Raw genomic sequence first — 26,277 nt, 5'->3', positions numbered from 1 at the left:
CTGGTCAGTCTAGTTGGTTGAGGGAGCGACGCCGCTGCTGTCGAGCAGCGTCTGAACGGCCTGCAGGTTCGCGCGCGCCGTGCGGCCGCGCGTGTCGGCGCGTACCGCGCCGCGCAGGTCGTCGGTCTCGTAAAGCGCGACGTGTACGCCGACCGGCTCCGCGTCGCGCCCTTCGTTAGTGGGCCGCCACAGGAAGCTGAGCGTTTCGACGTAGCCGCGGCCGGCAAAATGCCGCGTTTCCGAGACGTCGTACTGGATGTTCGCGTTCAGAAAGTAGATCGCGACTTCTTTCGGATTGTCGCAGAACACCTGAAGGTGAATGTCCGAGTGTTCGCCGGCGGTGCCGCCGAGCACCGCGCCGGTCAGATAGGGGTTGAACGGCGCGAGCCGCTCCATCCAGTCGACGGCGATACAGCGCAGCCGACGTAACAGCGCAGGCTGGCTGTCACCCTGAAACAGCGACTGATATTCCCGGATTTCTTCCTCAATCTGGTCGTTATCCGGCAGCCATTCGCCGGCAACGCGGCTCTCGCCGACAACCTGCCGGGCCGCTTTGCGCTTCGCCGTGGCGTAATCCAGACCGTCTTCGGCGATCATGCGCGCAGCCGCGATGGCGATTTCCTCACGCACGCGCTGCGGATCGAAGTGTGATTTGCGAACCATCCCCCGATCATACTAGAGAATGATGACGGCCTTTCCTGGCGGGTCGCAGCGCGCGTCGGGCCACGGGCCGCGCGGACCAGGCGTTCGTAGGGCGATCCGGAGGCGTCGGTTACAATAGCGTCCTTTGCAGACGGTCGTTTCGGCCGCTCTTCTGCGCTCCCATCCCTCTCAGGAAAACGCCGGGCCGCCCCAGGTTTTCTTGCCCCCTCGGGGGCCTGGCGCGAAGCGGCAGGTTAGGGGCCCTTCCAGGAAAAACGCCCGCGCGGCACGACAGGCTTATGCACATCCACATCCTCGGTATTTGCGGCACGTTCATGGGCGGTCTCGCGGTCCTCGCGCGCGGCGCGGGCCACACCGTGACGGGTTGCGACGCCGGCGTCTATCCCCCCATGAGCACGCAGCTGGAGGCGCAAGGCATTGGTCTGATAGAAGGTTACGACGCGGACCAGCTGAACGGCCTGAACGCGGACCTGTTCGTGATCGGCAACGTGGTCTCGCGCGGCAACCCGCTAATGGAAGCCATTCTCGACCGCGGCCTGCCGTATACCTCCGGTCCGCAATGGCTCGGCGAGCATGTGCTGAACGGTAAATGGGTGCTGGCGGTGGCCGGCACGCACGGCAAGACAACCACCAGCTCCATGCTGACCTGGCTGCTCGAAGACGCCGGCCTCAATCCGGGCTTCCTGATCGGCGGTGTGCCGCTGAATTTCGGCGTGTCGGCCCGGCTGACCGATTCCAGCTTCTTCGTGATCGAAGCCGACGAGTACGACACGGCCTTCTTCGACAAACGCTCCAAGTTCGTCCACTACCGGCCCAAAACTGCCGTGCTGAACAACCTCGAATTCGATCACGCGGACATTTTCCCCGATCTGGCCGCGATCGAAACGCAGTTCCACCATCTGATCCGCACCGTGCCGGGCATTGGCCGGATCGTGACGAACGGCCGTGAAGACGCGCTCGAGCGCGTGCTGACGCGCGGTTGCTGGAGCGAAGTGGAGCGCTTCGGCGTGCAGGGCGGCTGGGAAACCCTGCCGGCGGAAGACGGCGTGCCCGTCGACGAGCGTTTCGCCGTCTATCACAACAGCGAACGCGTCGGCGTGGTCGAGTGGCAGGTGCAGGGCGAGCACAACCGCATGAATGCGCTAGCCGCGATCGCCGCCGCGCGCCATGTCGGCGTGCCGCCAGCGCAGGCCGCCCAGTCGCTGGCGAGCTTTCGCAACGTCAAGCGTCGCATGGAGGTGCGCGGCAGTGTCGACGGCGTGACCGTCTACGACGACTTCGCGCATCATCCCACCGCCATCGACACGACCCTGGCCGGGCTGCGCGCCCGCGTGGGCCGTGACAACACGCGCATTCTCGCCGTGCTGGAGCCGCGCTCGAACACCATGAAGCTTGGTGTGATGAAAGCGCAGTTGCCGGCCAGCCTTGCCGACGCCGATCTCGTATTCGGCTACGGCGCGCCGACCGGCCGCGACGCGCTCGGCTGGAACCTCGGCGAGGCGCTCGCGCCGCTCGGCGGCAAGGCGCAGGCCTTCGACAATCTCGACGCGCTGGTCAAAGCGGTAGTCCACGCAGCGCGCCCCGGCGACCAGATTCTGGTGATGAGCAACGGCGGCTTCGGCGGCGTGCATCAGAAACTGCTCGACGCTCTTTCCGCGCGAGGCACTTCGTGATCCTTTATCTGCACGGTTTCCGCTCGTCACCCAATTCGTTCAAGGCGCGCGTGCTGGCGGCGCGGCTCGTCGAACTTGGCCGCGGCGACGAATGGTGCTGCCCCATGCTGCCGGTTTCACCGTTCGAGACGGTGGCGCTTGCCGAATCGCTGGTAGCTGCCGCGAAACCAGAAAACGTCACGCTGATCGGCAGTTCGCTGGGCGGCTACTTCGCCACCTATCTGGCCGAGAAGCACGGCTGGCCGGCGGTGCTGCTGAACCCGGCGGTCGTACCGCAGCGCGATCTGAGCGCTTATCTCGGCGAGCAGCCGTTGTGGCACGGCGGCGGCAGCATCGTCGTCGAGCCGCATCATCTGGATGAGCTGCGCGAGCTCGGCGTCGCGTCGATCACGCGGCCCGAACGCTATTATTTGATAGCCGCCACCGGCGACGAAGTGCTCGACTACCGCGAAATGCTCGCGCACTATCCCGGCGCACGCACTACGCTGATCGAAGGGAGTGACCACGCGATCAGCGAGTTCGCGCAATACGTCGACGAAGTGCTGGCTTTTTGCGACGCGGAAGACGTCGAGCCGCCGGCGCCGCGCGAAGCCGCCTGAGGCCGGGCATTCCGGCAGCGGGGCATTAGCCGCTGCTCATCAGATTCATGCCGCCGGCGCGCGCGTATCGCGCCGCGGATCCACTACCACGAACACGTTGCCGTGCCGCGCACGCAGTGACCGATCGCTGAGCAAGATCGGGCGCGCCGGCAGATGCAAGTCAGAACGAGAGTATTGAGTGAACGTTTTCTTCGAGGAATCGGGCAGTTTCAAGGCCGGCAGCGTGCTGTCGCGCCAGGGCGACGCTTTTCAGGTCGAGTTGCCGGGCGGCCGCCGCGCCAAGGTGCGCGCGAAAGATGTGCTGATCGAATTCGACAAGCCGAGTGCGGCCGAACTGATGCAGCAGGCCGACGCCGCCGCGCAGGAGATCGATCTGGACTTCCTGTGGGAATGCGCGCCTGACGACGAATTCCAGTTCGCCACGCTTGGCGCCGAGTACTTTGGCGAACGCTTCGGCTCGATCGAGCGCGCCGCGCTGGTGCTGCGCCTGCATGGCTCGCCAGTGTATTTCCGCCGCAAGGGCCGTGGCATCTATCAGCGCGCGCCGCAGGAGCAACTGAAGATGGCGCTCGCCGGGCTGGAGCGCAAGCGTCAGCAGGCGCTGGTGCAGGCCGGCTATGAAGAAGAGTTGAAGGCCGGCCGGCTGCCGGAAGCCTTTACCGGCAGCAAGGCGCTGGCGCTGTTGACCAGGCCCGACAAGAACACGATCGAATACAAGGCGCTCGAAGGCGCTGCGGCGGCGCGCGGCATTTCGCAAGCGCGCCTGATGCTCGAATGCGGCGCCATTCCGTCGGCGCGTGCGTTGCACGAAGCGAAATTCCTCTCCGAGTTTTTCCCGCACGGCACCGGCTTTCCGCCGGTCACCGTAGGCAGCGTGCCGGAAGATCTGCCGGAAGCGGACGTGCAGGCGTTCTCGATCGACGACATCACCACCACCGAAATCGACGATGCGTTCTCCGTCGAGCATCTGGCGGATGGCCGCGTGCGGATCGGCGTGCATATCGCCGCGCCGGCGCTCGGCATTCAGCGCGGCGACGAGGTCGACGCGATCGCGCGCACGCGCCTTTCCACCGTGTATATGCCGGGCGACAAGATCACCATGCTGCCCGACAGCGTCGTCGAAGCGTTCACGCTGGCCGAAGGCGGCTTGCGCCCGGCGCTTTCGCTGTATGTGATCGTCAATCGCGAGACGCAGGAAATCGTCGCGAGCGAAACGCGCGCCGAGCGCGTGTTCGTGAAGAACAATCTGCGCCACAACACGCTCGACGAACTGGTCACCGAAGAGGCGCTGGCCGCCGGCGCCGGCGACTATCCGCACAAGGACGACATCGCCGTGTTGTGGCCGTTCGCGCAGGCGCTGTTCGAAAAGCGTCAGGCCGCTCGCGCCGGTTATGGTCTGCGTCGCGAAGTGCAGCGCAATACCGACTTCAACTTCTACGTGGAAGGCGAGCACGTCACGATCACGCCGCGCCGGCGTGGTTCGCCGCTCGATACGATCGTCGCCGAACTGGCGATTCTCGCGAACTCGTCATGGGGCGCATTTCTGCATGATCACGGCGTGCCGGGCATCTATCGCACGCAGCGTGCATTCGGCGCGCCGACCGGCCCCAAGCGCACGCGCATGCAGACCAATGCCGCGCCGCACGAAGGCCTCGGCGTCACGCAATACGCGTGGAGCACGTCGCCGCTGCGCCGTTATGTCGACCTGGTGAACCAGTGGCAACTGATCGCCTGCGTGCAGCATGGGGTGACCGCGAAACTGGCCGCGCCGTTCAAGCCGAAAGACGCCGACCTGTTTGCCGTCGTGCAAGGTTTCGACGACACCTATACCGCGTACGCCGATCACCAGCGCCGCATGGAGTACTTCTGGTGCCTGCGCTGGCTGAAGCAGGAGAACAGGAAGCAGGTGGTGGCGTCGGTGGTGAAGGGCGATCTGGTGCGCCTCGAAGAGATTCCTCTGCTGCTGCATGTGCCGGGCCTCGGCGTGCATGCGCGCGGCACGCGTTTGCAGATGGAAGTGATGTCGATCGATGAATTGACCGTCGAAGCGTCCGTGCGTCTCCTGCACGTGCTCGACGCGCCGACCGTGACGAGCGGCAGCGAGGCTGAAGAAGCGGACGAGGGCGAAGAAGAAATCATCGACGCCCCCGACGAGAGCGCCGAAGGCGAAGCCGAGGCTCAGGCCGAAGCCGAACTCGACGGCGACGAGGCGGCGACCGCGCCGGGCGACGCCGCAAGTGGCGAAGGCAAAGGCGAAAGCGAAAGCGAAAGCGCGAGCGATGCCACCACGCATCAGCATGTCGCGGAGCCGGGACGATGAGCGCCAGCGATTCACTCGACCGTTACGCGGTCATCGGCAATCCGGTCGGTCATAGCAAGTCGCCGTTCATTCACGGCCGCTTTGCCGCGCAGACCGGCGAGCCTGTCGAGTACGGCCGCCTGCTCGCGCCGGTGGATGCGTTCGTGCCGTCCGTGCGGGCTTTTATCGAAGCAGGCGGGCGCGGCCTGAACGTGACCGTGCCGTTCAAGCTCGAAGCGCACGCGTTCGCCGACACGTTGTCGCCGCGTGCGGCCGTCGCGGGCGCGGTGAACACGTTACGCGTCGATGCGAACGGTATTTACGGCGACAACACCGATGGCTTTGGTCTCGTGCGCGATATCGAGGTGAATCTCGGCGTGTCCCTGAAGCGCGCGCGCATTCTGTTGCTGGGTGCGGGCGGCGCCGCGCGCGGCGTGGTTCTGCCGATGCTGGAGCGTGCGCCGCATACGCTGACCATCGTCAATCGTACGGCGGCGAAGGCCGAAGCGCTGGTCGAGCAGTTCGCGCAGGCCGCGCGCGACGCGGCCTGCCGTCTGAGCGGCGGCAGCGCGCGGGCGATCGAAGCGGGCACGTATGACGTGATCGTGAACGCGACGGCAGGGAGCCTGGACGCGTCGTTGCCCGAGTGCGACGACCGCGCGTTCGGCAGCGGCACGCTCGCTTACGACATGATGTACGGCGCGCATCCGACGGTATTCATGGAGCACGCGCGGAAACTGGGCGCGCGCGGCGCCGATGGACTCGGCATGCTGGTCGAGCAGGCCGCCGAATCGTTTTACGTGTGGCGCGGCGTGCGGCCTGACGGCGCGCCGGTGCTGGCCGAATTGCGGGCGCTGTTGGCGGCGCCGTCGCACGCATAAAGTTGCGCGTCACCTTGCCGCACTCACCGACACGAGGATCTCGAGCACGATGACAGCAACGCGGCGCGTGAGCCGGCCAGGTCCGGTGCGGTGGATGTTTTATCTGGGGGCGGTGGTGGCGATTGCGTGGCTCGCGACGCAGGCGTTTTACTTCGCGCAGATCGCGGTGTGGAATTACGTGAATCCGCGGACTACCTCGTTTATGCGGTCGGACGCGTGGCGGTTGTCGCAGGATCGGCCGGATCTTTCCATGCAGCATACGTGGGTGCCGTATGACCAGATTTCGCGCAATCTGAAGCGGGCGATCATTGCTTCTGAAGATGCGAATTTTGTTAATAACAATGGGTATGAGACGGACGCTATTTTGCAGGCATGGGAGCGGAATAAGGCTAAGGGCAAGATTGTTCGTGGTGGGTCCACGATTACCCAGCAGTTGGCGCGGAATCTGTTTTTGTCGCGGGAGAAAAGTTATATCCGGAAAGGGCAGGAACTCATCATTACGTGGATGCTTGAGACCTTGATGGATAAGGAACGGATTTTTGAGATTTACCTCAACTCCGTTGAGTGGGGGAATGGGGTTTATGGGGCTGAGGCGGCAGCTCATTATTATTTCAAGACCTCGGCCAGTAAGTTGACTGCTGCGCAGTCGGCTCGTTTGGCAGTTATGTTGCCGCAGCCTAAGTATTTTGATGAGCATAGAGGGTCGCCGTATCTGGCGCAGCGCTCGCGGGTTATTGCCCGGAGGATGGGGGCGGCGGAGTTGCCTGATTAGATTTTTTTGCCTGTGCGGCGCTTGTTGGGTTGTGGTTCTGGGGTGTTGGCCTTTCCTTACATTCACGGTGGTTTATTAGCGTTGCCCCTTGTGCGGGGCGGCATTCACTTTCTTTGCGGCCGCGGCAAAGAAAGTAGGCAAAGAAAGCGGCTTACACATTCGTGGCCGATTGGTTGAATGTTTTCACACACGTACGCTACATTTATGGCCGTTATCATTCCGCGCATGCCGCCAAGTCATTCTGGCAGAAGCATCACTGGTACTGAGCGATGAGCCTGTCTCCAACTCTTTTTGCCGGCCTCATGTTTAGCGCGGTATCCACTCTGGCCCACGCAGACTCCCTTCCCAAGTTCACGGAGTGTCCCGCAGCGGTTGAGTCAGGACACATTTCGGTGCCACCGCCTGACATTTGCCGATACCAGGGGACGGCAATACAGGACCGTTATTCGTGACGCGGCCCACGGGCCGGTAAATTTCGCTGGGCATTATGTTCTTGTGACCTGGGGATGCGGGTCTGGTTGCGTCATGGCGGCGGCCATCGACGCCAAATCCGGCCGCGTCACTTCACTGCCGTTCACAGTCTTTGACTGGCCGATAGATGTAACCGAGCCGCTTTCTTACCGCGCAGACAGTTGCCTGCTTGGAGTGCATGGTAGCCGTAACGAAAGCACAGAGCGCGGCACCTACTATTACGCGTTTGACGGCAAGACGTTCAGGTTGCGCACGAGCGCAAACGAGCCCAAGCCTTAAGCCAGCCGGTTGACCAGCGATTTGGTTGCTCGTGGGCGTGTCGTTGCTAGCACGTTCGGCCCCGATACAGGTACGGTCATTCCCGGCACGTTGATCGAATTTATCGCGCCGCACAGTATCGGGGAGCTATAACGGCGCCAATCGCGGCCACATTGACCGCAGCGCTAGACAAGATAGCGAGCGAGTCGGATCTTAACGAGATTCGTATCAATCGCCGACAGCAGCAACTGTCGAAGGCAACAGAAAGCCCGTGCGCCACGCGGGCTTTCTGTTCGTCCGGGCGCGCCAGGATCAGCCTGGGCGGCCTCGGCCAGTGCGGTTGATATATGCACGATCGAGGATGGCCAGCGTCTCATGCAGCTTCGTTTCGCGTGCCTTGAGGTAGCGCGGCGTCATGCGGCCGTCCATATGGCCGAGAATCTTCTGGGCGAGATACTCGCTCGCGCCTTCGTTAATCAGTCGGGTGGCGGTGTGGTGGCGCGTGTCCATGAAGCGGAAGCTCTCGACCTTCGCGGCGCGCCTGATCTTCGTCCAGTCGCGCACTTCGCGTAGGCGTTCGCCTATCTCGTTGGTGAACACAAATTCAAACCGGGTCCGACGGCGCCACGCCTTGAGCACGGCCAAGGCCTCGTCGTTCAGCGGCACCGCGCGGTGCCGCTTGACCTTCGATGACCACGGCTCGCCGTTCACCGTCCTGGCTTTCCAGTCAATCGCGGTCCAACGCATGCGCAGCAGTTCCGAACGGCGCAGCGCGGTATTGATCGCAACGAGGATTCAGCACGCGCACAGGCCGGCGTGTCCGCCGTCAGGTCCGTGCGCCTGATCTGGTCCAGCACCAGTTCGCGGGCACGCTCCGCGTCCATGTCGTCCGCGACCTTGCCGAGCGTCACGCGCCACCGTGAATGCAAGGAAAGACCAAGACACCAAGAACACAGACACAAAAAAGCCCACGTCAACCAAAAATCCCATTATATGAATCAAACATTCACATATTGGAGCTTTCTCAAAAACCGCCCTACAATCCAACCCGCCGCCCAAAGCGCCGCACCGGCAAAGCAACCCTTCCGCCGCCAAAGCGCCAAAAAGCCAAAAAAGCAGCAGCAAAAAAAACCGGAGACAAAGCCCAACCATGCCTAAAACCCAAAGGCAGCACCCCCGCGCCCGCCGCACGGCGAGCACCCAAGGCCTTCTCTCCGGCCCCGCGCTGTAAGCGCAAAGAAAACCACCGAAAAGCGAATCGCCATGAACAAAGCGATGCCCACTCACGCCGCGACCGCGTCCGAAGCCGATCTGGCGCCATCCGCCGATCAGGCGCCCCGCGCCGCCCCGCGTCCCTCGCCCGCCGCCAAAGTGCCTCGCGCCAGCACAGGAATCCAACCGCCTCCGGTCGACGGAATCGCCTTACCCAGCACGCTGCTCGACATCACACCGCAACAAGCCGGCACGCAAACGCTGCTGCGCGGCCTCGCGATCCTGGAAGCCGCCGCCGCCGGCGTACGCGACCTGCGCACCTTCGGCGCCGCGCTCGGCACGACCCGCAGCACGACGCATCGACTGGTGAGCAGCCTCGTGCAAGCGCGCTATCTGCGCCAGGTGCAAGGCGGCTATCTGCTCGGCCCGAAGCTGATCGAACTCGGCACCATCGCGCTCGAACAGATGCCGCTCACCGCGGTTGCCCGTCAGCACCTCGAATCGCTTGCGGAGCAAACCCTCGACACCATCCACCTCGGCGTGCGCGACGGCGACGACGTCCTGTACATCGACAAGATCCCCGGCACCCGTGGCCTCGAAATGCGCTCGCGCGTCGGCCACCGCATGCCGCTGGCGTCGACGGGAATCGGCAAGGCGATGATGCTCGATCTCACACCGGACGTCTGGCAATCGCTCTTCGACGCATCGCGGCGCGCGCTCGCCGGCGTCAGCTTCAAGCCGGATAACCGCCCCGACGCGCAGACCTTCATGCAACGCATGGCCAACTACGCCGCGGGCGGCTACACCTTCGACCTCGAAGAAAACGAAGCGTCGATCCGCTGCGTCGCGGCGCCCGTGCGCGATGCTTCGGGCGCCGTGGTGGCGGCGCTCTCGGTGGCGAGCACGATTCCGTACATGTCGCTCGAACGCATGGATGAACTGATTCCGGTCGTGCAGCGCGAGGCACGCGCGATCTCGGAAGAACTCGGCTGGCGCGCCCCGCAACCGGCCACCCGTAGGATCAAGCGATGAAGCACGCGGGTTCTCCCACGCCGACAGCCAGTCACGCGGCGGCAGGCGCGGTCGACGCCAGCCACGCGCACGCCGCGCTGATCGCGCTCGACTGGGGCACGACGTCGCTGCGCGCGTATCTGTACGACGCGTCCGGCAACGTGCTGGCCACGCGCGGCTCGGCGGCGGGCATCATGAACCTGCCGTGCAGCGCGGATCAGGGCGGCTTTGACGCGGCTTTCGACGACGCCTGCGGCGCCTGGCTCGAGCACGCGCCCGCCGTGCCGGTGATCGCGGCAGGGATGGTCGGCAGCGCACAAGGCTGGCTGGAAGCGCCGTACGTGGACACGCCGGCGAGCGCCGATGCGCTGGTGGCCGGCATCGTTCGCGTCAAGGCGGCGTGCGGCGTCACGCTGCATATCGTGCCGGGCGTCCTGCAACGTGGCGAACTGCCCAACGTGATGCGCGGTGAAGAAACGCAGATTTTCGGCGCGCTCGGCCAGGAAGCGGGCGCCGCGAACGCGGCCGACAGCGGCAAGCGCTCGCTGATCGGCCTGCCCGGCACTCACGCGAAATGGGCGGTGGTGCAGGCGGGCCGGATCGAACGTTTTCACACCTTCATGACCGGCGAAGTATTCGCGGCCCTGCGCGACCATACGATCCTCGGCCGCACGATGGACACGCCGGATCGTCCGGATACGGGCGCATTCCTGCATGGCGTGAACATCGCCCGGGAAAAGGGCCAGGCGGGTGTGCTCGCGACCATATTTAGCGCGCGCACGCTCGGCCTCACCGGACAACTTTCGCGTGAACAGCAGCCCGACTATCTGTCGGGATTGCTGATCGGGCACGAACTGGCCGGCCTCGACGCCGTGCTCGCGCAACAGCAAAGCGCACTCGCCGGGCAAAGCCTGCGCCTGATCGGCAACGAAGCGTTGTGCGAGCGCTATCGCCTCGCGCTGACGCAATTCGGCTGCACCCAGGCGGAGTTGGTCAAGCACGCCACCGAGCGCGGCTTGTGGCGCGTCGCCTCGCAGGCGGGGCTCGTCAAACCTGCGCCCCAAGCGGCGCGTGCGGGCTAACCGGCAGCACCGCCGCTCACGAAACAAGGAACCGACATGCAACCTCATATCAATCTGCCCGCTCCGTATCTGCCGCACCCGGGTTTGATCGCGGCGTTCGAAGCGTGTCCGCTGATCGCGATCATGCGCGGCGTGACGCCCGCGGATGCCGCCGCTCACGGTCAGGCGCTTTACGAAGCCGGTTTCCGGATCGTCGAAGTGCCGCTGAATTCGCCGCAACCGTTCGACAGCATCGCCGCGATCCGCAAGGCGCTGCCGGCCGACGCGATCGTCGGCGCGGGCACGGTGCTGCATCCCAGTTTCGTCAACGACGTGAAGTCGGCGGGCGGCGAACTGATCGTCATGCCGCATAGCGACCCGGACGTGGTCAGCGCCGCCAAAGCGCAAGGCATGGCCTGCTCGCCGGGTGTCGCGACGCCCACGGAAGCGTTCATCGCGCTGAAGAACGGCGCGGACGTGCTGAAGATGTTCCCCGCCGAACAACTGGGCTGTCAGGTAGTGAAGGCATGGCGCGCGGTGATCGCGGCGGAAGTGCCGCTGGTGCCGGTAGGCGGCATCACGCCGGACAACATGGGGCCGTTTCTGAGCGCGGGCGCGAACGGCTTCGGTCTCGGCTCGGCGCTGTACAAGCCGGGCCAGAGCGCGGCCGTGACCGCGTCGCATGCGAAGGCGTTCATCAACGGTTTGCGTATCGCCCGCGCAGGGGCGAAGAAATGAAACGGCTTGCCGGCAAAGTGGCGCTTGTCACCGGAGCTGGACGCGGCATCGGCGCGGCGATCGCGTACGCGTTCGCGCGCGAGGGTGCGGCGGTGGTGCTGGCGGAACTGGATATCGAAACCGCGCAGCAGACAGCGGAGCATATCAAGTCGCAGACCGGTGCGCGCGTGCTCGCAGTGCACACCGACGTGACGCAGGCGGCCTCGGTTCAGCACGCGGTGAGCGAGGCCGAACGCGTGTTCGGCGCGCCAGACGTGCTGGTCAACAACGCCGGCATCAACGTGTTCTGCGATCCGCTGACCATGACCGACGACGACTGGCGCCGCTGCTTCGCGGTCGATCTCGACGGCGTGTGGAACGGCTGCCGTGCAGTGTTGCCGGGCATGGTGGAGCGCGGCGCGGGGAGCATCGTGAATATCGCGTCGACGCACTCGTTCAAGATCATCCCGGGCTGCTTTCCGTACCCGGTTGCCAAGCACGGTGTGATTGGCCTCACGCGCGCGCTCGGCATCGAATACGCGCCGCGCAATGTGCGGGTCAACGCGATCGCGCCGGGTTACATCGAAACGCAATTGACGCACGACTGGTGGAACGAACAGGCCGATCCGGCCGCCGCGCAGCAGGCGACGCTCGATCTGCAGCCGATGAAACGCATCGGCCGCCCGGAAGAAGTGGCAATGACGGCGGTATTCCTCGCCTCGGACGAAGCGCCGTTCATCAACGCCACCTGCATCACGGTGGATGGTGGCCGCTCGGCGCTGTATCACGACTGATTTTTGCAGTACCCGGATTGCGCAGGGGCGCAACGAGTACACCGGACGACGCGCTGGCCGCGTGTGTCACACCCGGTACAAGAAGACGCGGCCGATACCTTCTCGTTATCAATTAGTCAGGAGACACGCATTATGAAACGTAGAATTTTCCTCACGCTGGCAGCAGCGGCGGCGGGTGTGCTCTTCAATGCACCGGTCGCGCAGGCCGCTGATCCGGTGAAGATCGGCTTCCTCGTGAAGCAGCCGGAAGAACCGTGGTTCCAGGACGAGTGGAAGTTCGCCGAGATCGCCGCCAAGGAGAAGGGCTTCACGCTGGTGAAGATCGGCGCGCCGTCGGGCGAGAAGGTGATGAGCGCAATCGACAACCTGTCGGCGCAGAAGGCGCAGGGCTTCGTGATCTGCACGCCTGACGTCAAGCTCGGACCGGGCATTGTCGCGAAAGCGAAAGCCGACGGCCTGAAGATGATGACGGTGGACGATCGTCTGGTCGATGGCGCGGGCAAGCCGATCGCGTCGGTGCCGCATATGGGTATCTCGGCGTACAACATCGGCAAGCAGGTCGGCGACGGTCTGGCTGCTGAAATCAAGAAGCGCGGCTGGGACATGAAGGACGTGGGCGCGATCGACGTGACCTACGAACAGTTGCCCACCGCGCATGACCGCACCAGCGGCGCAACCGACGCACTGGTCGCCGCCGGCTTCCCGAAAGCGAACGTGATCGCCGCGCCGCAAGCGAAGACCGACACGGAAAACGCGTTCAACGCGGCCAACATTGCGCTGACGAAGAATCCGAACTTCAAGCACTGGGTCGCCTATGGTCTGAACGACGAAGCCGTGCTCGGCGCGGTGCGCGCAGCGGAAGGCCGCGGCTTCAAGGCGGACAACATGATCGGTATCGGCATCGGCGGCTCGGACTCGGCACTCAACGAGTTCAAGAAGCCGTCGCCGACGGGCTTCTACGGCACGGTCATCATCAGCCCGAAGCGCCACGGCGAGGAAACCTCCGCGCTGATGTACGACTGGATCACGCAAGGCAAGGCACCGCCGCCGCTGACCCTGACGACCGGCATGCTGGCCACGCGTGACAACGTCGCGGATGTGCGCCAGAAGATGGGCCTCGCGGCAAATTGAGCGGTTCGATTCGGTACGCGTGACATGAAGTGAACTGCCGGTGCGTCTTGCTCCAAAGATTGGCGCGCCGGTAGTAGCAATAAAAGATCAGCAGTAGAGACAGACGGTTCACACGAAGCAGCAATAACTTGCATGGGACCAGAGTAAGCGCTAAAGCGCTAACTCTGGTCGACCGCAATAACTTGCATGGGACCAGAGTAAGCGCTAAAGCGCTAACTCTGGTCGACATAGGAGGCGAAGTGTCGGCGACGCTACGTTTTGACAATATCGGTAAGGTCTTTCCAGGCGTGCGCGCGCTCGACGGTGTGTCCTTCGACGTCAACGTCGGCCAGGTGCACGGCCTGATGGGCGAAAACGGCGCAGGGAAATCGACCCTGCTGAAGATTCTCGGCGGTGAATATCAGCCCGATTCGGGCCGCGTGATGATCGACGGCAACGAGGTGCGCTTCACGAGCGCGGCGTCGTCGATCGCGGCGGGCATCGCGGTGATTCACCAGGAACTGCAATACGTGCCCGATCTCACGGTCGCGGAAAACCTGCTGCTCGGCCAATTGCCGAACTCGCTCGGCTGGGTCAACAAGCGCGAAGCCAAACGCTTCGTGCGCGAACGTCTCGAAGCGATGGGCGTGGCGCTCGATCCGAACGCGAAACTGCGCAAGCTCTCGATCGCGCAACGCCAGATGGTGGAAATCTGCAAGGCGCTGCTGCGCAACGCGCGCGTGATTGCGCTCGATGAGCCGACCAGTTCGCTGTCGCACCGTGAGACCGAAGTGCTGTTCAAGCTGGTGCGCGATCTGCGCGCCGACAACCGCGCAATGATCTACATCTCGCACCGCATGGACGAGATCTACGAGCTGTGCGACGCCTGCACGATCTTCCGCGACGGTCGCAAGATCGCCTCGCATCCGACGCTCGAAGGCGTGTCGCGCGACACCATCGTCAGCGAGATGGTGGGGCGGGAAATTTCGGACATCTATAACTATTCGGCGCGGCCGCTCGGCGAAGTGCGCTTCGCGGCAAAAGCGATCGAAGGCCACGCGCTCGCGCAGCCGGCCAGCTTCGAAGTGCGGCGCGGCGAGATCGTCGGCTTTTTCGGTCTGGTGGGCGCGGGCCGCAGCGAACTGATGCATCTGGTGTACGGCGCCGATCGCAAGAAGGGCGGCGAACTGGTGCTCGACGGCAAGCCGATCAAGGTGCGCAGCGCGGGCGAAGCGATCCGGAACGGCATCGTGCTGTGTCCTGAAGACCGCAAGGAAGAGGGCATCGTCGCGATGGCGAGCGTGTCGGAGAACATCAATATCAGTTGCCGCCGCCACTATCTGCGCGCGGGCATGTTCCTCGATCGCAAGAAGGAAGCGGAAACCGCGGACCGTTTCATCAAGCTGCTCAAGATCAAGACGCCGAGCCGCCGCCAGAAGATCCGCTTTCTCTCGGGCGGCAATCAGCAGAAGGCGATCCTGTCGCGCTGGCTGGCCGAGCCGGATCTGAAAGTCGTGATTCTCGATGAGCCGACGCGCGGCATCGACGTCGGCGCGAAGCACGAAATCTACAACGTGATCTATCAGCTTGCCGAACGCGGCTGCGCGATCGTGATGATTTCGTCGGAATTGCCGGAAGTGCTCGGCGTGTCCGACCGAATTGTCGTGATGCGCCAGGGCCGGATTTCCGGCGAGCTGGCGCGCCAGGATGCAACGGAACAATCGGTGTTGAGCCTCGCGTTGCCGCAGAGCTCGACCGCGCTGCCCGAAACCGCCGCCCAACAGGCGGCCTGAACATCATTCGGACGAAAGTCCGGCAACCCGTGGGGAACGGGAGGAGTCTTCAACATGCAAGCCAGAGAAAACCTCGCGCAACAGGCCGCCAAGGGCGCAGCCGAAGCGCTGATTCCGCAGTCCAACGACAAGGCGAAATGGTGGCAGCAGATCACCGAGTACAGCCTGATCGTGATCTTCGTGGTGATGTTCGCCACCATGTCGCTGACCGTCGATCACTTCTTCTCGATCGAGAACATGCTCGGCCTCGCGCTGTCGATCTCGCAGATCGGCATGGTGGCGTGCACGATGATGTTCTGCCTGGCCTCGCGCGATTTCGACCTTTCGGTGGGTTCGACGGTCGCGTTCGCCGGCGTGCTGTGCGCGATGGTGCTCAACGCCACCGGCAACACCTTCATCGCGATCGTCGCGGCGGTGGCGGCGGGCGCCGTGATCGGTTTCGTCAACGGCGCGGTGATCGCGTATCTGCGCATCAACGCGCTGATCACGACGCTCGCCACGATGGAAATCGTCCGCGGTCTCGGCTTTATCGTGTCGCACGGTCAGGCGGTCGGCGTGTCGTCGGATACGTTTATCGCGCTGGGAGGTTTGAGCTTCTTCGGCGTGTCGCTGCCGATCTGGGTCACGCTGCTGTGCTTTATCGTATTCGGCGTGATGCTCAATCAGACCGTGTATGGCCGTAACACGCTCGCGATCGGCGGCAACCCGGAGGCGTCGCGTCTGGCCGGTATCAATGTGGAACGCACACGCGTCTACATCTTCCTGATTCAGGGCGCGGTGACCGCGCTGGCCGGTGTGATTCTGGCCTCGCGTATCACGTCGGGTCAGCCGAATGCCGCGGAAGGCTTCGAGCTGAACGTGATTTCCGCGTGCGTGCTGGGCGGCGTGTCGCTGCTCGGCGGCCGCGCGACGATTTCCGGCGTGGTGATCGGCGTGCTGATCATGGGTACGGTCGAAAACGTGATGAACCTGATGAACATCGACGCGTTCTATCAGTACCTCGTGCGTGGCGCGATCCTGCTCGCCGCCGTGCTACTCGACCAGTTGAAGAATCGCGGCTCGCGGGATTAAATCCGCTACTAGCTCATTTGCTCTAAAAGGAATTGAACGATGTCGTCTCCGGCCAATGCAAACGCCCGTCTCGCGGAGAGCGCTTTCGCCCGCTATCCGAGTCTTGTCGACCGCACGGTGTTGATCACGGGCGGCGCGACCGGCATCGGCGCATCGTTCGTCGAGCATTTCGCGGCGCAAGGCGCGCGCGTCGCGTTCTTCGACATCGACACGAGCGCCGGTGAAGCGCTCGCCGACGAGCTCGGCGATTCGACGCACAAGCCGCTGTTTCTGCCGTGCGACCTGACCGACATCGACGCGCTGCAAAAAGCTATCGCCGACGTGAAGGCCGCGCTGGGTCCGATCCAGGTGCTGGTGAACAACGCCGCGAACGACAAACGCCACACGATCGGCGAAGTCACGCGCGAGTCGTTCGACGCGGGCATCGCGGTGAATATCCGCCACCAGTTTTTCGCGGCGCAAGCGGTGATGGAAGACATGAAGGCGGCCAACAGCGGCTCGATCGTCAACCTCGGTTCGATCAGCTGGATGCTGAAGAACGGCGGTTATCCGGTCTACGTGATGTCGAAAGCGGCGGTGCAGGGTTTGACGCGCGGTCTCGCGCGCGACCTCGGTCAGTTCAATATCCGCGTCAATACGCTGGTGCCGGGCTGGGTGATGACCGAGAAGCAGAAGCGGCTGTGGCTCGACGACGCGGGCCGCCGTTCGATCAAGGAAGGGCAGTGTATCGACGCCGAGCTGGAACCGGGCGATCTCGCCCGCATGGCGCTCTTCCTCGCTGCCGACGACAGCAGGATGATCACGGCGCAGGACCTCATCGTGGACGGAGGCTGGGCGTGAGTGCGGACGGTTCGTCAGGCATGGCTGCGAAGCGCGCCGCGCTGCTGCTCGACACGAAATGTACGCTCGGCGAAGGCGCGACATGGTGCGCGCGAACCGGCCGCTTCTACTGGACGGATATCGAAGGCGCGCGGCTGTGGCGCCATGACCCGAGCGACGGCCGCAGCACGTACTGGCGCATGCCCGAGCGTCTCGCCACGTTCGCGCTGTGCGCCGATCCGCGTTACCTGTTGCTTGGGCTGGCCACGCATCTCGCGTTTTTCGATCTGGCCACCGGCGAGACACGGCGTATCGTCGACGTCGAACCGGGTTTGAACACGCGCGTGAACGACGGCCGCTGCGATCGGCAGGGCCGCTTCGTGTTCGGGACCAAAGATGAAGGCACGCCGCTGCGGCCGGTCGGCGGCTTTTACCGGCTCAATCACGATTTGTCGCTGGAGCGTTTGCCGCTGCCCGCGCCGGCGATCTCGAACAGCATCGCGTTCAGTCCCGACGGCGCGACGATGTACTACTGCGATTCGCCCACGCGCGAAATCCGCGTCTGCGATTATCGCGCGGACGGTAGCGTTGCCAACGACCGGCTATTCACGCGCTTGACCGATGCCACCGGCGAACCCGACGGCTCGACCGTCGATCGCGACGGCGGGCTGTGGAATGCGCAGTGGGGCGGCCGGCGGGTGGTGCGTTACGGGCCGGACGGCGTGGAGACCGAACGCGTCGACGTGCCGACGGCGCAGCCGAGTTGCGTCGCACTGGGCGGTCCGCAACTCGGCACGCTGTACATCACGAGCGCGCGTTGCGATCTCGATGCGGCGGCGCTCGCCGACGACAAACGGGCGGGCGGCGTGTTCATCGCCATGCCCGGACAGCGCGGTTTGCCGGAGCCGGTGTTTCAAGGCGCGCCCGCTTAGCGCAGAATGACGCTGCCCCGGTCGCGAGGCAGCGATAAAGCGATGAAGCGCAGCAAGCCAGTGAATCTCACAGTGAGTCGCAAGTTGATGTTGCAATCCCAGTGGCAGCAAATCGGCAGCATGCAGTTCGGACCCAGAGGCGACCTGTTCAAAAATCGCCCTACAGCATCCGTCAGCAATGACGGCAACGTCCCAAGCCTCTCGATGGAGCCAGATATGACTGTTGCGAATCTCGTTTCCTCCTCTTCCCAAACCTCTCAGAGCCGACGCTCGCGACTTGCCGCGGCGGCCAATCCGGTGCTTGCGGGCCCCAGCACGTCGGCGGTGGCCGTCGGCGAAACCAGCGGCGGCGATGTCGCGTGCATTACGCTCGCCAACACGCATTTGCGTCTCGATGTCGCGCCGACGCTCGGCGGCGGCGTCACCCGTTTCGACTGGCGCGACGACGGCGCGCTCACGCCGATTTTCCGGCGCTGCCGCCACGTCGCGGCCGACACGCAGCCGAACGAACTCGCCTGTTATCCGCTGCTGCCGTATTCGAACCGCATCGGCGGCGGGCATTTCAACGTGGCGGGTCGGCGCGTGGACGTGCCGCGCAATCGCGCCGACGAACCTTTGCCGATTCACGGCGACGGTTGGCAGTCGGCGTGGCAGGTCGCGGAGTCGGACCGTGAAAACGTCCGCCTCACGCTCGATCGCCGCGACGGCAAGCCCTACGCGTACCGTGCGACGCAGACTTATACGCTGGACGGCCCCACGCTCGTCGTGACGCTCGAAATCGAAAACGCCGGCCGCGAGGCGCTGCCTTTCGGGCTGGGCGTGCATCCGTTCTTCGTGCGCGACGCGGACACCGAGCTGTCGGCCGCGGCCGGCGGCCTGTGGCTCTCCGGCGACGACTGGCTGCCGGTGCGGCACGTGCCGGCACCGCCCGCCTGGCAATTCGGCGTGGCGTATCCGCTGCCGGAAACCATCGTCAATCACGCCTTTACCGGCTGGAGCGGGCAAGCCGCGGTGGTGTGGCCCAAGCGCCGCCTGTCGCTGAACATCGCTGCCGACACCGATTACTATGTGCTGTACACGCCGCGTGGCGAAGACTTCTTCTGCTTCGAACCGGTCGATCATCCGATCAACGCGATGAACCTGGCCGGCGGCGCGAGCGAAAACGGCATGACCTTGCTGGGACGCGGCGAGCGCCTCACCCGCACGTTCCGCTTTACCGTCGAGCGCACGGGCTTGCGTTCGATGCCGGGCGCGCGCGGCTCGAAGCGGCGGCAGTAGCGGCGAGGTTGGGGCGACCGCGCGGACGCGTGTATGGCCTGATGCGCTGCGCACAATCGGCTCGTACGCTTCGCGAGCGCCGGGCCGATGCATGTGCGCACTCAGGGCGCGTTGCGGGTGGTAGCCGCGCCTGTTCGCGTGTCGCGCCGGACCGCCGCTGCGCACGCTCCCGGCGCGGCTCGCCTCGCAGGACGGGTAAAATACGCGCCTCTTCCGTTTTCCTGCTCGCCGCGAGACCCACCATGTCCCATTTCATCCAGACACTCAACGACGCCTGGCAGCGCACCAACTCGCTGCTGTGCGTCGGCCTCGATCCCGAGCCCACTAAATTCCCGGGCGCGCTCGCGGGCCGTCCCGAGGCGATTTTCGACTTCTGCCGCGCGATCGTCGACGCGACCGCGCCGTACGCGTCGTCGTTCAAACCGCAGATTGCCTACTTCGCGGCGCATCGCGCGGAAGACCAGCTCGAGCAGTTGATCGCCCACATTCATGCGAACCATCCGGGCTTGCCGGTCATTCTCGATGCGAAGCGCGGCGACATCGGCAGCACCGCCGAGCAATATGCGCGCGAGGCGTTCGAGCGCTATCAGGCCGACGCGGTGACGGTGAATCCTTACATGGGTTTCGATTCGATCCAGCCGTATCTGGAGCACGAAGGCAAAGGCGTGATCGTGCTGTGCCGCACGTCGAACGCGGGTGGCTCCGATCTGCAATTCCTGGAAACGGGTGGGCGTCCGCTCTATCAGGTCGTCGCGCAACTGGCGGCGGACAAATGGAATGCGAGCGGTCAGCTGGGGCTGGTGGTCGGCGCGACGTTCCCGAAGGAAATCGAAGTGGTGCGTGGGATTGTCGGCGATATGCCGCTGCTGATTCCGGGCATCGGCGCGCAAGGCGGCGACGTGCAGGCAACGGTCAACGCCGGCCGCACCGCGAACGGCACGGGCATGCTGATCAACTCGTCGCGGGCGATTATCTATGCGGGCAAGGGCGACGATTTCGCCCAAGCCGCGGCGAAGGCCGCGATGGAAACGCGCGACCGGATCAACGCGTTCCGGTAACGCGGGCTGTCTTTCTCGAAGAGAGCTTTAGAAACGAGCGGGCGAGTTTCAGTCAGGCCGGCCGCAGCCGCTCGATCAACGCCGCATGCCGCGGGTGCCGCGCTTTCAACGCGTCGACATCCGCCAGCTCGAATTCGCTGAATTCAAAGCCTGGCGCCACGGTGCAGCCCACCAGCGCGAATGTCGCCGGATCGGCGCATTCCGCTGCGAACCACAAACCTGCCGGCACGAAGGCCTGAAACACCGCATTCGTGTGCGTCAGCGCGTTGCCGAGCTTGTGCGTCACCAGCGCGCCTGATTCGTCGAGCACGTGGACGTTCAACGGTTCGCCGGCATAAAAATGCCAGACTTCGTCGGACTTGATCCGATGCCACGCTGAATGCGCGCCGTCGCAAAGCAGGTAGTAGATCGCGGTCGACGCCGAGCGCGTTTGCGCGGAACCGCTGCCATCTTTGTCGCGGATCACGCGCTCCGCCGAGCGGTATGTCTCGCTAAAAAATCCACCTTCGGGATGCGGCTTGAGATCGAGGCGGCGGATCAGTTCGTCCTTGACTGCGTGCAAATCAGGATCAGGCATCGGCTTTCCGCTCCGGACAGAGGTCAATGCTCGCGCTCGTCGAGCAATGCGAGTACCCCGCGCAATGCATGCGCGGCGGCCTGCACGCGGATCTTTTCGCGATCGCCCTTGAAAATCTTCGTTTCCACCGACGTATGCAGCCGGTTGCTCCAACCGAACGACACCATGCCGACCGGCTTGGTCTCGGTGCCGCCGCCCGGCCCGGCGACGCCGGTAATCGACACCGAAACCTGCGCGCGGCTATTGCGCAGCGCACCTTCGGCCATAGCGCGCGCCACCGGCTCGCTGACCGCGCCGTGCTTGTCGATCAGATCGGCGGGTACGCCGATCATCTCGCTCTTCGCCTGATTCGAATACGTGACGAAGCCGCGCTCGAACCAGCCGCTGCTGCCGGAAATGTCGGTGATCGCGGTCGCCACCATGCCGCCCGTGCAGGACTCGGCGGTGACGAGCATGAGGCGCTCGTCGCGCAGGCGGTTGCCCACGCGAATGGCGAGCTGATGAACGATCGAATCGGTAGGCATGGCGTCAATCCGGAAACAGGGGCCGGGTAGATGCCCGGCGGCGCGGCGGCCGCGGAGCAGCGGTTAAACGGACATGCGCCAGAGCGCAATCACGAGCAGCGTGAAAAACGCGGCGACCAGGTCATCGAACATGATGCCAAAGCCACCTTTCAGACGGCGATCGAAATAACCGATGGGCGGCGGCTTCACCATGTCGAAGAAGCGGAACACGATGAACGCCCACAACTGGCCGGTGAGCGTGACTGGCGTGACCATCAGCAGCACCAGCCAGAAGGCGATGATTTCGTCCCAAACCACCGGCGACGGATCGTCGATGCCGAGTCTCTTCGCGGTAAATCCGCAAATCGCAATGCCGCCGATGAACCCGGCGACGATCAGGATGCCCCATTCGATCACCGTCAGGTAGTGGCTCAGGACAGCGAACGAGGCCCACGCGAACAACGTGCCGATCGTGCCCGGCGCGATCGGCGACAAGCCGCTGCCAAACCCCAGCGACACGAGGTGCAGCGGATGCGACAGCATGAAGCGTGCGGTGGCGCGGCGCGGCTGACGGCCCGGCGGGCGTGGTTCGGGCGCGCGCGGCGCACGGGGCGGCTCACCGCCGATGAGTTTGTCGGCAGCGCCGAGCGGGGGATCAGTCTGCATGAAAGTGATCGAAGCCTTGCAACGTCAGTGTGAGCGGCGCGCCGGCGGCGTCGCGCCAGCCGATCGCCGGGCGCTCGGCCGCCTGGAGAGCGCTTATTGTACCGATGCGGGTGACCGATACATCCACCTCGCGGCCGGCAGCTTCCACCGAGGCGCGCGCCGTGGCCGGCGCGGTGAAGCACAGTTCGTAGTCGTCGCCGCCGGCGAGCGTGCAGCGGCGCTGGATGTCGGGCGGCAGACGGCGCAGCGCGGCGGAACGCGGCACGGCATCGACGTTGACGGTGGCCCGCACGTTCGAACGTTCGAGGATGTGCAGCAGATCGCCGGCGAGGCCGTCCGAGAGGTCGAGCGCCGCGTGGGCGATGCCGCGCAGTGCCAGACCGAGCGCGACGCGCGGCTCCGGGCGCTCGAGAGCGCGACGAAACGTCGCAGCGTCGCTGGCATCGGCGGACCATTCGCCGCGCTGTATGCCGAGGCCGGCGCGCGCGTCGCCGAGCGTGCCGGAAATCCAGATATCGTCGCCCGGTCGAGCTGTGTCGCGGCGCAGCGCTGCCTGTGGCGGCACGCTGCCGAATACCGTGATGCACAGATTGAGCGGGCCGCCGGTCGTGTCGCCGCCGATCAGTTCGCAGCCGTAGCGTTCGGCCAGTGCGAACAGCCCCTCGCTGAATGCGGCAAGCCAGGTTTCGTCCGCTTTCGGCAAGGCGAACGCCAGCGTGAACGCCAGTGGTTGCGCGCCCATCGCGGCGAGGTCCGATAGATTCACCGCGAGCGCTTTGTGACCCAGCGCCTCGGGATCGATGTCGGGGAAAAAGTGGCGGCCTTCGACCAGCATGTCCGTCGATATCGCCAGCATTTCGCCCTCGGGCGGCGCGAGCAGCGCGCAGTCGTCGCCGATGCCGAGCGAGCCGCTTGCGGCGTCGGACGGCCGGGCAGCGGCGCGGCGGGCGAAGAAACGGTCGATCAGCGAAAACTCGGAGAGCATGGTGGCGATGAGTGAGCGGATAAGTGCCGCGAAGTTCGGCTAACGGCGCGCATTGTACGGAGTAACCACCCGGTAAAGACTCGATCCGCCGGCAACTCCAATCCGGGCGGCGTTTGGGCGCGCGCCGGTTACGTCAGCCTTTCGCTATGTTTAAGTCGCGGCAGTTGTACCCGTATTGAAGGAATTGGGCTGGCAATTGGGGCTACAATGCCGTCGAACGTCTATTCTAATCTGCCCTTCGAAGCCCGCCTTATGTCGACTCCCGTCAATAGCAAACTCCGCGAAGCCGCTCTCGATTACCACGAGTTCCCCACCCCCGGGAAGATTGCGATCGCCCCGACCAAGCAGATGATCAACCAGCGCGATCTGGCGCTGGCGTACTCGCCGGGCGTGGCATTCGCGTGCGAGGAAATCGTCGAGAACCCGTTGAATGCCGCGCGCTTCACCGCGCGCAGCAACCTGGTCGGCGTGGTCACGAACGGCACCGCGGTGCTGGGTCTGGGCAACATCGGGCCGCTCGCCTCGAAGCCGGTCATGGAAGGCAAGGCCGTGCTGTTCAAGAAGTTCGCCGGCATCGACGTGTTCGATATCGAGCTGAACGAGTCCGACCCGCACAAGCTGGTCGACGTGATCGCGGCGCTGGAGCCGACCTTCGGCGGCATCAACCTCGAAGACATCAAGGCGCCGGACTGTTTCATCGTCGAGCGCGAATGCCGCAAGCGCATGAAGATTCCGGTCTTCCACGACGACCAGCACGGCACGGCGATCGTCGTCGCGGCAGCCATCACCAATGGTTTGAAGGTGGTCGGCAAGGACATCAAGGAGGTCAAGCTGGTGTCCTCGGGCGCGGGCGCGGCGGCGCTGGCCTGTCTGGATCTGCTGGTCGATATCGGCCTGCCGCTCGAAAACATCACCGTCACCGATCTCGCCGGCGTGGTCTACAAGGGCCGTGTCGAACTGATGGATCCGGACAAGGAGCGTTTCGCGCGTGAAACCGACGCCCGCACGCTCGCCGAAGCCATTGGTGGCGCGGACGTGTTCCTGGGGCTGTCGGCCGGTGGCGTACTCAAGCAGGACATGGTCAAGCGGATGGCGGACAAGCCGCTGATTCTGGCGCTCGCCAACCCGACGCCGGAAATCCTGCCGGAACTGGCGCTCGAAGTCCGGCCGGACGCCGTGCTGTGCACCGGCCGCACCGACTACCCGAACCAGGTGAACAACGTGCTGGTGTTCCCGTTCCTGTTCCGCGGCGCGCTGGATGCGGGCGCGACCACGGTGACGCGGGAAATGGAAATCGCGGCGGTCAATGCGATTGCCGAACTGGCGCGCCAGGAGCAGAGCGATATCGTCGCGACGGCGTATGGCATTCAGGATCTCTCGTTCGGGCCGGAATACCTGATTCCGAAGCCGTTCGATCCGCGCCTGATCGTCAAGGTCGCGCCGGCCGTGGCGCAGGCCGCGATGGATTCGGGCGTCGCCGAGCGTCCGATCGAGGACATGGACGCATACGAACAGCATTTGCAGCAGTTCGTGTATCACAGCGGCACGACCATGAAGCCGATTTTCCAATTGGCGCGTAGCGTCGAGCCGGAGAAGAAGCGCATCGTGTTCGCGGAAGGCGAAGAAGAGCGTGTGCTGCGCGCCATGCAGATCATCGTCGACGAAAAGCTGGCCAAACCGATCCTGATCGGCCGCCCGGCGGTGATCGAGCAGCGCATTGCGCGCTACGGTCTGCGTCTCGTCGCGGGTCAGGACTACACGGTGGTGAATACCGACCACGACGAGCGTTACCGCGACTTCTGGCAGGAATATCACCGGATGATGTCGCGCAAGGGCATCAGCGCGCAGATGGCGAAGCTCGAAATGCGCCGCCGCACCACGCTGATCGGCGCAATGCTGGTGGAAAAGGGCGAGGCGGACGGCATGATCTGCGGCACGGTGTCGACCACGCACCGGCATCTGCACTTCATCGATCAGGTGATCGGCAAGAAGGCGGGCGCGAAAGTCTACGCGGCGATGAACGCGCTGGTATTGCCGAACCGCCAGATCTTCCTGGTGGACACGCACGTGAACGTGGATCCGACACCGGAGCAACTGGCCGAAATCACGATCATGGCGGCGGAAGAAGTGCGCCGTTTCGGTATCGAACCGAAGGTCGCGCTGCTGTCGCATTCGAACTTCGGCACGAGCAACGCGCCGACCGCGCAGAAGATGCGCGACACGCTGGCGATCCTGCGCGAGCGCGCGCCGGATCTGCAGGTGGATGGCGAAATGCACGGCGATATCGCGCTCGACGCGAATCTGCGCCGCGAAGTGATGCCCGACTCGACGCTCGAAGGCGACGCGAATCTGCTGGTGCTGCCGAACATCGACGCGGCGAACATCTCGTACAACCTGCTGAAGACCGCCGCGGGCAACAACATCGCGATTGGTCCGATGCTGCTGGGCGCGGCCAAGCCGGTGCATGTGCTGACGGCTTCGGCGACGGTGCGCCGGATCGTCAATATGACGGCGCTACTGGTGGCGGATGTGATCGCGGCGCGTTAATCCGCGATCCGCACGAAGCATGGCGCGGGAATGACCGCGCCATGCAAAAAAAAGGCGCGCCCGCAATGGGCACGCCTCAGGGTGAACAGGGGATCCCTCACCCGAAAAAACGGCAAGTCAGACAAAATTTCATCGCCAAAGAGCGCTCAAGGGTTTGAAACCCTTGCAACAGCGCATCCAGATGCCTGCAGACGCAGGCGAAGCAGCCACCTTCCGCTCCCCACCTGACTACCTTCACCTCGATTCGCGTTGTTGGGCTAATTTTAGCCTGAATAAGCTGATTTTTCTGTCAAAAGTCGTCAAAGTCCCACCGGTGGCTCTCTCCCGCCCGATTGGAAGTTTTGGCCCGCCTGGCGAACGTTGATTCCGAGGACCATTAGCGATACCCTTACGACTTTCGTGCGACACGCACGCTCGTGTCCGGGCAGTCCCAACGTGAGGGACATCGACTAGCAGTGTCAGGAGGCGTCAACATGAGTCTGACCGGCTGCGACAAGCATACCGCGGGGCATCACAAAGGGGCGCGA

The 26,277-nt window shown here is 64.4% G+C and carries 24 protein-coding genes; 18 read left to right on the top strand and 6 right to left on the bottom strand.

All coding sequences use genetic code 11. The features are described 5' to 3' along the window. Window positions 1–9: 9 nt before the first annotated feature. Window positions 10–663 (bottom strand): hypothetical protein, encoded by a 654-nt coding sequence (locus tag NE850_RS28085; RefSeq protein ID WP_007180355.1) that lies wholly within the window; start codon window positions 661–663, stop codon window positions 10–12. A gap of 278 nt (window positions 664–941) precedes the next feature. Between NE850_RS28085 and mpl the strand changes: the two genes are divergently transcribed. The 6 genes from mpl (at window position 942) to NE850_RS28055 (ending at window position 7,637) form a co-directional block, all read left to right on the top strand. Then, window positions 942–2,336: a UDP-N-acetylmuramate:L-alanyl-gamma-D-glutamyl-meso-diaminopimelate ligase gene (gene mpl, locus NE850_RS28080; RefSeq protein WP_007180356.1), complete on the top strand. Its 1,395-nt coding sequence runs from the start codon at window positions 942–944 to the stop codon at window positions 2,334–2,336. After that, window positions 2,333–2,935, top strand: a complete 603-nt coding sequence (locus NE850_RS28075) for a YqiA/YcfP family alpha/beta fold hydrolase (RefSeq protein ID WP_007180357.1) — start codon at window positions 2,333–2,335, stop codon at window positions 2,933–2,935. The genes mpl and NE850_RS28075 overlap by 4 nt, the downstream gene beginning before the upstream one ends. A gap of 178 nt (window positions 2,936–3,113) precedes the next feature. Next, window positions 3,114–5,255 carry an RNB domain-containing ribonuclease gene (locus tag NE850_RS28070; RefSeq protein ID WP_310699691.1) on the top strand — a complete coding sequence of 714 codons (2,142 nt, stop codon included), beginning with the start codon at window positions 3,114–3,116 and terminating at the stop codon, window positions 5,253–5,255. Beyond that, window positions 5,252–6,115 carry a shikimate dehydrogenase gene (gene aroE / locus NE850_RS28065; protein WP_007180359.1) on the top strand — a complete coding sequence of 288 codons (864 nt, stop codon included), beginning with the start codon at window positions 5,252–5,254 and terminating at the stop codon, window positions 6,113–6,115. Before NE850_RS28070 ends, aroE begins: the two co-directional genes overlap by 4 nt. A gap of 49 nt (window positions 6,116–6,164) precedes the next feature. After that, window positions 6,165–6,887 (top strand): monofunctional biosynthetic peptidoglycan transglycosylase, encoded by a 723-nt coding sequence (gene mtgA, locus NE850_RS28060; RefSeq protein ID WP_007180360.1) that lies wholly within the window; start codon window positions 6,165–6,167, stop codon window positions 6,885–6,887. Window positions 6,888–7,412: 525 nt separating this feature from the next. After that, on the top strand, window positions 7,413–7,637 hold the full coding sequence (locus NE850_RS28055; RefSeq protein ID WP_310699690.1) for a hypothetical protein: 225 nt from the start codon (window positions 7,413–7,415) through the stop codon (window positions 7,635–7,637). A gap of 291 nt (window positions 7,638–7,928) precedes the next feature. On the opposite strand, the gene NE850_RS28050 is transcribed toward NE850_RS28055, so the two are convergent. Then, window positions 7,929–8,399: a site-specific integrase gene (locus tag NE850_RS28050; protein WP_310699699.1), complete on the bottom strand. Its 471-nt coding sequence runs from the start codon at window positions 8,397–8,399 to the stop codon at window positions 7,929–7,931. 480 nt (window positions 8,400–8,879) lie between these two features. Between NE850_RS28050 and NE850_RS28045 the strand changes: the two genes are divergently transcribed. From NE850_RS28045 to pyrF, 11 genes are all read left to right on the top strand, one after another. Next, window positions 8,880–9,860, top strand: coding sequence for an IclR family transcriptional regulator (locus NE850_RS28045; RefSeq protein ID WP_007180361.1), 981 nt, complete (start codon window positions 8,880–8,882; stop codon window positions 9,858–9,860). Continuing rightward, the gene (locus tag NE850_RS28040; protein WP_007180362.1) at window positions 9,857–10,921 is read left to right on the top strand and encodes a 2-dehydro-3-deoxygalactonokinase; all 1,065 of its coding nucleotides are present in this window, start codon (window positions 9,857–9,859) and stop codon (window positions 10,919–10,921) included. The genes NE850_RS28045 and NE850_RS28040 overlap by 4 nt, the downstream gene beginning before the upstream one ends. A gap of 36 nt (window positions 10,922–10,957) precedes the next feature. Next, window positions 10,958–11,638 carry a 2-dehydro-3-deoxy-6-phosphogalactonate aldolase gene (locus tag NE850_RS28035; RefSeq protein ID WP_007180363.1) on the top strand — a complete coding sequence of 227 codons (681 nt, stop codon included), beginning with the start codon at window positions 10,958–10,960 and terminating at the stop codon, window positions 11,636–11,638. Continuing rightward, window positions 11,635–12,411 (top strand): SDR family oxidoreductase, encoded by a 777-nt coding sequence (locus NE850_RS28030; RefSeq protein WP_007180364.1) that lies wholly within the window; start codon window positions 11,635–11,637, stop codon window positions 12,409–12,411. Before NE850_RS28035 ends, NE850_RS28030 begins: the two co-directional genes overlap by 4 nt. A gap of 132 nt (window positions 12,412–12,543) precedes the next feature. After that, window positions 12,544–13,542, top strand: a complete 999-nt coding sequence (locus NE850_RS28025) for an arabinose ABC transporter substrate-binding protein (RefSeq protein WP_310699689.1) — start codon at window positions 12,544–12,546, stop codon at window positions 13,540–13,542. Between the two features lie 239 nt (window positions 13,543–13,781). Then, entirely contained in the window at window positions 13,782–15,314 is a 1,533-nt protein-coding gene (gene araG / locus NE850_RS28020) for an L-arabinose ABC transporter ATP-binding protein AraG (RefSeq protein ID WP_007180366.1), read from the top strand. 54 nt (window positions 15,315–15,368) lie between these two features. Beyond that, entirely contained in the window at window positions 15,369–16,385 is a 1,017-nt protein-coding gene (gene araH / locus NE850_RS28015; protein WP_007180367.1) for an L-arabinose ABC transporter permease AraH, read from the top strand. 39 nt (window positions 16,386–16,424) lie between these two features. Next, window positions 16,425–17,225 (top strand): SDR family NAD(P)-dependent oxidoreductase, encoded by an 801-nt coding sequence (locus tag NE850_RS28010; RefSeq protein WP_007180369.1) that lies wholly within the window; start codon window positions 16,425–16,427, stop codon window positions 17,223–17,225. A gap of 20 nt (window positions 17,226–17,245) precedes the next feature. Beyond that, on the top strand, window positions 17,246–18,136 hold the full coding sequence (locus NE850_RS28005) for an SMP-30/gluconolactonase/LRE family protein (RefSeq protein ID WP_035517876.1): 891 nt from the start codon (window positions 17,246–17,248) through the stop codon (window positions 18,134–18,136). A 216-nt stretch (window positions 18,137–18,352) separates the two neighbouring features. Beyond that, window positions 18,353–19,414 (top strand): aldose 1-epimerase, encoded by a 1,062-nt coding sequence (locus NE850_RS28000; protein WP_035518487.1) that lies wholly within the window; start codon window positions 18,353–18,355, stop codon window positions 19,412–19,414. 242 nt (window positions 19,415–19,656) lie between these two features. Further along, window positions 19,657–20,472: an orotidine-5'-phosphate decarboxylase gene (pyrF, locus tag NE850_RS27995; RefSeq protein ID WP_007180372.1), complete on the top strand. Its 816-nt coding sequence runs from the start codon at window positions 19,657–19,659 to the stop codon at window positions 20,470–20,472. A 52-nt stretch (window positions 20,473–20,524) separates the two neighbouring features. On the opposite strand, the gene NE850_RS27990 is transcribed toward pyrF, so the two are convergent. From NE850_RS27990 to thiL, 4 genes are all read right to left on the bottom strand, one after another. Then, on the bottom strand, window positions 20,525–21,049 hold the full coding sequence (locus NE850_RS27990) for a cupin domain-containing protein (RefSeq protein WP_007180373.1): 525 nt from the start codon (window positions 21,047–21,049) through the stop codon (window positions 20,525–20,527). Window positions 21,050–21,072: 23 nt separating this feature from the next. Continuing rightward, a complete protein-coding gene (locus tag NE850_RS27985; protein WP_007180374.1) occupies window positions 21,073–21,573 on the bottom strand; it encodes a CinA family protein in 501 nt (166 codons plus the stop codon). 63 nt (window positions 21,574–21,636) lie between these two features. Then, entirely contained in the window at window positions 21,637–22,218 is a 582-nt protein-coding gene (locus NE850_RS27980; protein WP_310699688.1) for a phosphatidylglycerophosphatase A, read from the bottom strand. Continuing rightward, window positions 22,208–23,203, bottom strand: a complete 996-nt coding sequence (thiL, locus tag NE850_RS27975) for a thiamine-phosphate kinase (protein ID WP_007180376.1) — start codon at window positions 23,201–23,203, stop codon at window positions 22,208–22,210. The genes NE850_RS27980 and thiL overlap by 11 nt, the downstream gene beginning before the upstream one ends. Before the next feature lie 207 nt (window positions 23,204–23,410). Here thiL and NE850_RS27970 point away from each other — a divergent pair, with 207 nt between their 5' ends. Next, window positions 23,411–25,750 (top strand): NADP-dependent malic enzyme, encoded by a 2,340-nt coding sequence (locus NE850_RS27970; RefSeq protein ID WP_007180377.1) that lies wholly within the window; start codon window positions 23,411–23,413, stop codon window positions 25,748–25,750. Window positions 25,751–26,277 lie beyond the last annotated feature (527 nt).

Source organism: Paraburkholderia sp. USG1 (assembly GCF_031570135.1).
GTDB classification, from domain to species: Bacteria; Pseudomonadota; Gammaproteobacteria; order Burkholderiales; family Burkholderiaceae; genus Paraburkholderia; species Paraburkholderia dioscoreae.
Note: the sequence above shows the minus strand (reverse complement) of the source record. Positions and strands in the feature narration are given on the sequence as shown.

What these genes read in the sequence shown, in the direction of transcription:
- NE850_RS27990 (WP_007180373.1), bottom strand. Translation starts at nt 21,049, where the DNA reads ATGCCTGATCCTGATTTGCACGCAGTCAAGGACGAACTGATCCGCCGC.
- thiL (WP_007180376.1), bottom strand. Translation starts at nt 23,203, where the DNA reads ATGCTCTCCGAGTTTTCGCTGATCGACCGTTTCTTCGCCCGCCGCGCC.
- NE850_RS28040 (WP_007180362.1), top strand. Translation starts at nt 9,857, where the DNA reads ATGAAGCACGCGGGTTCTCCCACGCCGACAGCCAGTCACGCGGCGGCA.
- aroE (WP_007180359.1), top strand. Translation starts at nt 5,252, where the DNA reads ATGAGCGCCAGCGATTCACTCGACCGTTACGCGGTCATCGGCAATCCG.
- pyrF (WP_007180372.1), top strand. Translation starts at nt 19,657, where the DNA reads ATGTCCCATTTCATCCAGACACTCAACGACGCCTGGCAGCGCACCAAC.
- NE850_RS28055 (WP_310699690.1), top strand. Translation starts at nt 7,413, where the DNA reads ATGGCGGCGGCCATCGACGCCAAATCCGGCCGCGTCACTTCACTGCCG.
- araH (WP_007180367.1), top strand. Translation starts at nt 15,369, where the DNA reads ATGCAAGCCAGAGAAAACCTCGCGCAACAGGCCGCCAAGGGCGCAGCC.
- NE850_RS28035 (WP_007180363.1), top strand. Translation starts at nt 10,958, where the DNA reads ATGCAACCTCATATCAATCTGCCCGCTCCGTATCTGCCGCACCCGGGT.
- NE850_RS27980 (WP_310699688.1), bottom strand. Translation starts at nt 22,218, where the DNA reads ATGCAGACTGATCCCCCGCTCGGCGCTGCCGACAAACTCATCGGCGGT.
- NE850_RS28085 (WP_007180355.1), bottom strand. Translation starts at nt 663, where the DNA reads ATGGTTCGCAAATCACACTTCGATCCGCAGCGCGTGCGTGAGGAAATC.
- NE850_RS28025 (WP_310699689.1), top strand. Translation starts at nt 12,544, where the DNA reads ATGAAACGTAGAATTTTCCTCACGCTGGCAGCAGCGGCGGCGGGTGTG.
- mpl (WP_007180356.1), top strand. Translation starts at nt 942, where the DNA reads ATGCACATCCACATCCTCGGTATTTGCGGCACGTTCATGGGCGGTCTC.
- NE850_RS27970 (WP_007180377.1), top strand. Translation starts at nt 23,411, where the DNA reads ATGCCGTCGAACGTCTATTCTAATCTGCCCTTCGAAGCCCGCCTTATG.
- mtgA (WP_007180360.1), top strand. Translation starts at nt 6,165, where the DNA reads ATGACAGCAACGCGGCGCGTGAGCCGGCCAGGTCCGGTGCGGTGGATG.
- NE850_RS28030 (WP_007180364.1), top strand. Translation starts at nt 11,635, where the DNA reads ATGAAACGGCTTGCCGGCAAAGTGGCGCTTGTCACCGGAGCTGGACGC.
- NE850_RS28005 (WP_035517876.1), top strand. Translation starts at nt 17,246, where the DNA reads ATGGCTGCGAAGCGCGCCGCGCTGCTGCTCGACACGAAATGTACGCTC.
- NE850_RS28000 (WP_035518487.1), top strand. Translation starts at nt 18,353, where the DNA reads ATGACTGTTGCGAATCTCGTTTCCTCCTCTTCCCAAACCTCTCAGAGC.
- NE850_RS27985 (WP_007180374.1), bottom strand. Translation starts at nt 21,573, where the DNA reads ATGCCTACCGATTCGATCGTTCATCAGCTCGCCATTCGCGTGGGCAAC.
- NE850_RS28010 (WP_007180369.1), top strand. Translation starts at nt 16,425, where the DNA reads ATGTCGTCTCCGGCCAATGCAAACGCCCGTCTCGCGGAGAGCGCTTTC.
- NE850_RS28045 (WP_007180361.1), top strand. Translation starts at nt 8,880, where the DNA reads ATGAACAAAGCGATGCCCACTCACGCCGCGACCGCGTCCGAAGCCGAT.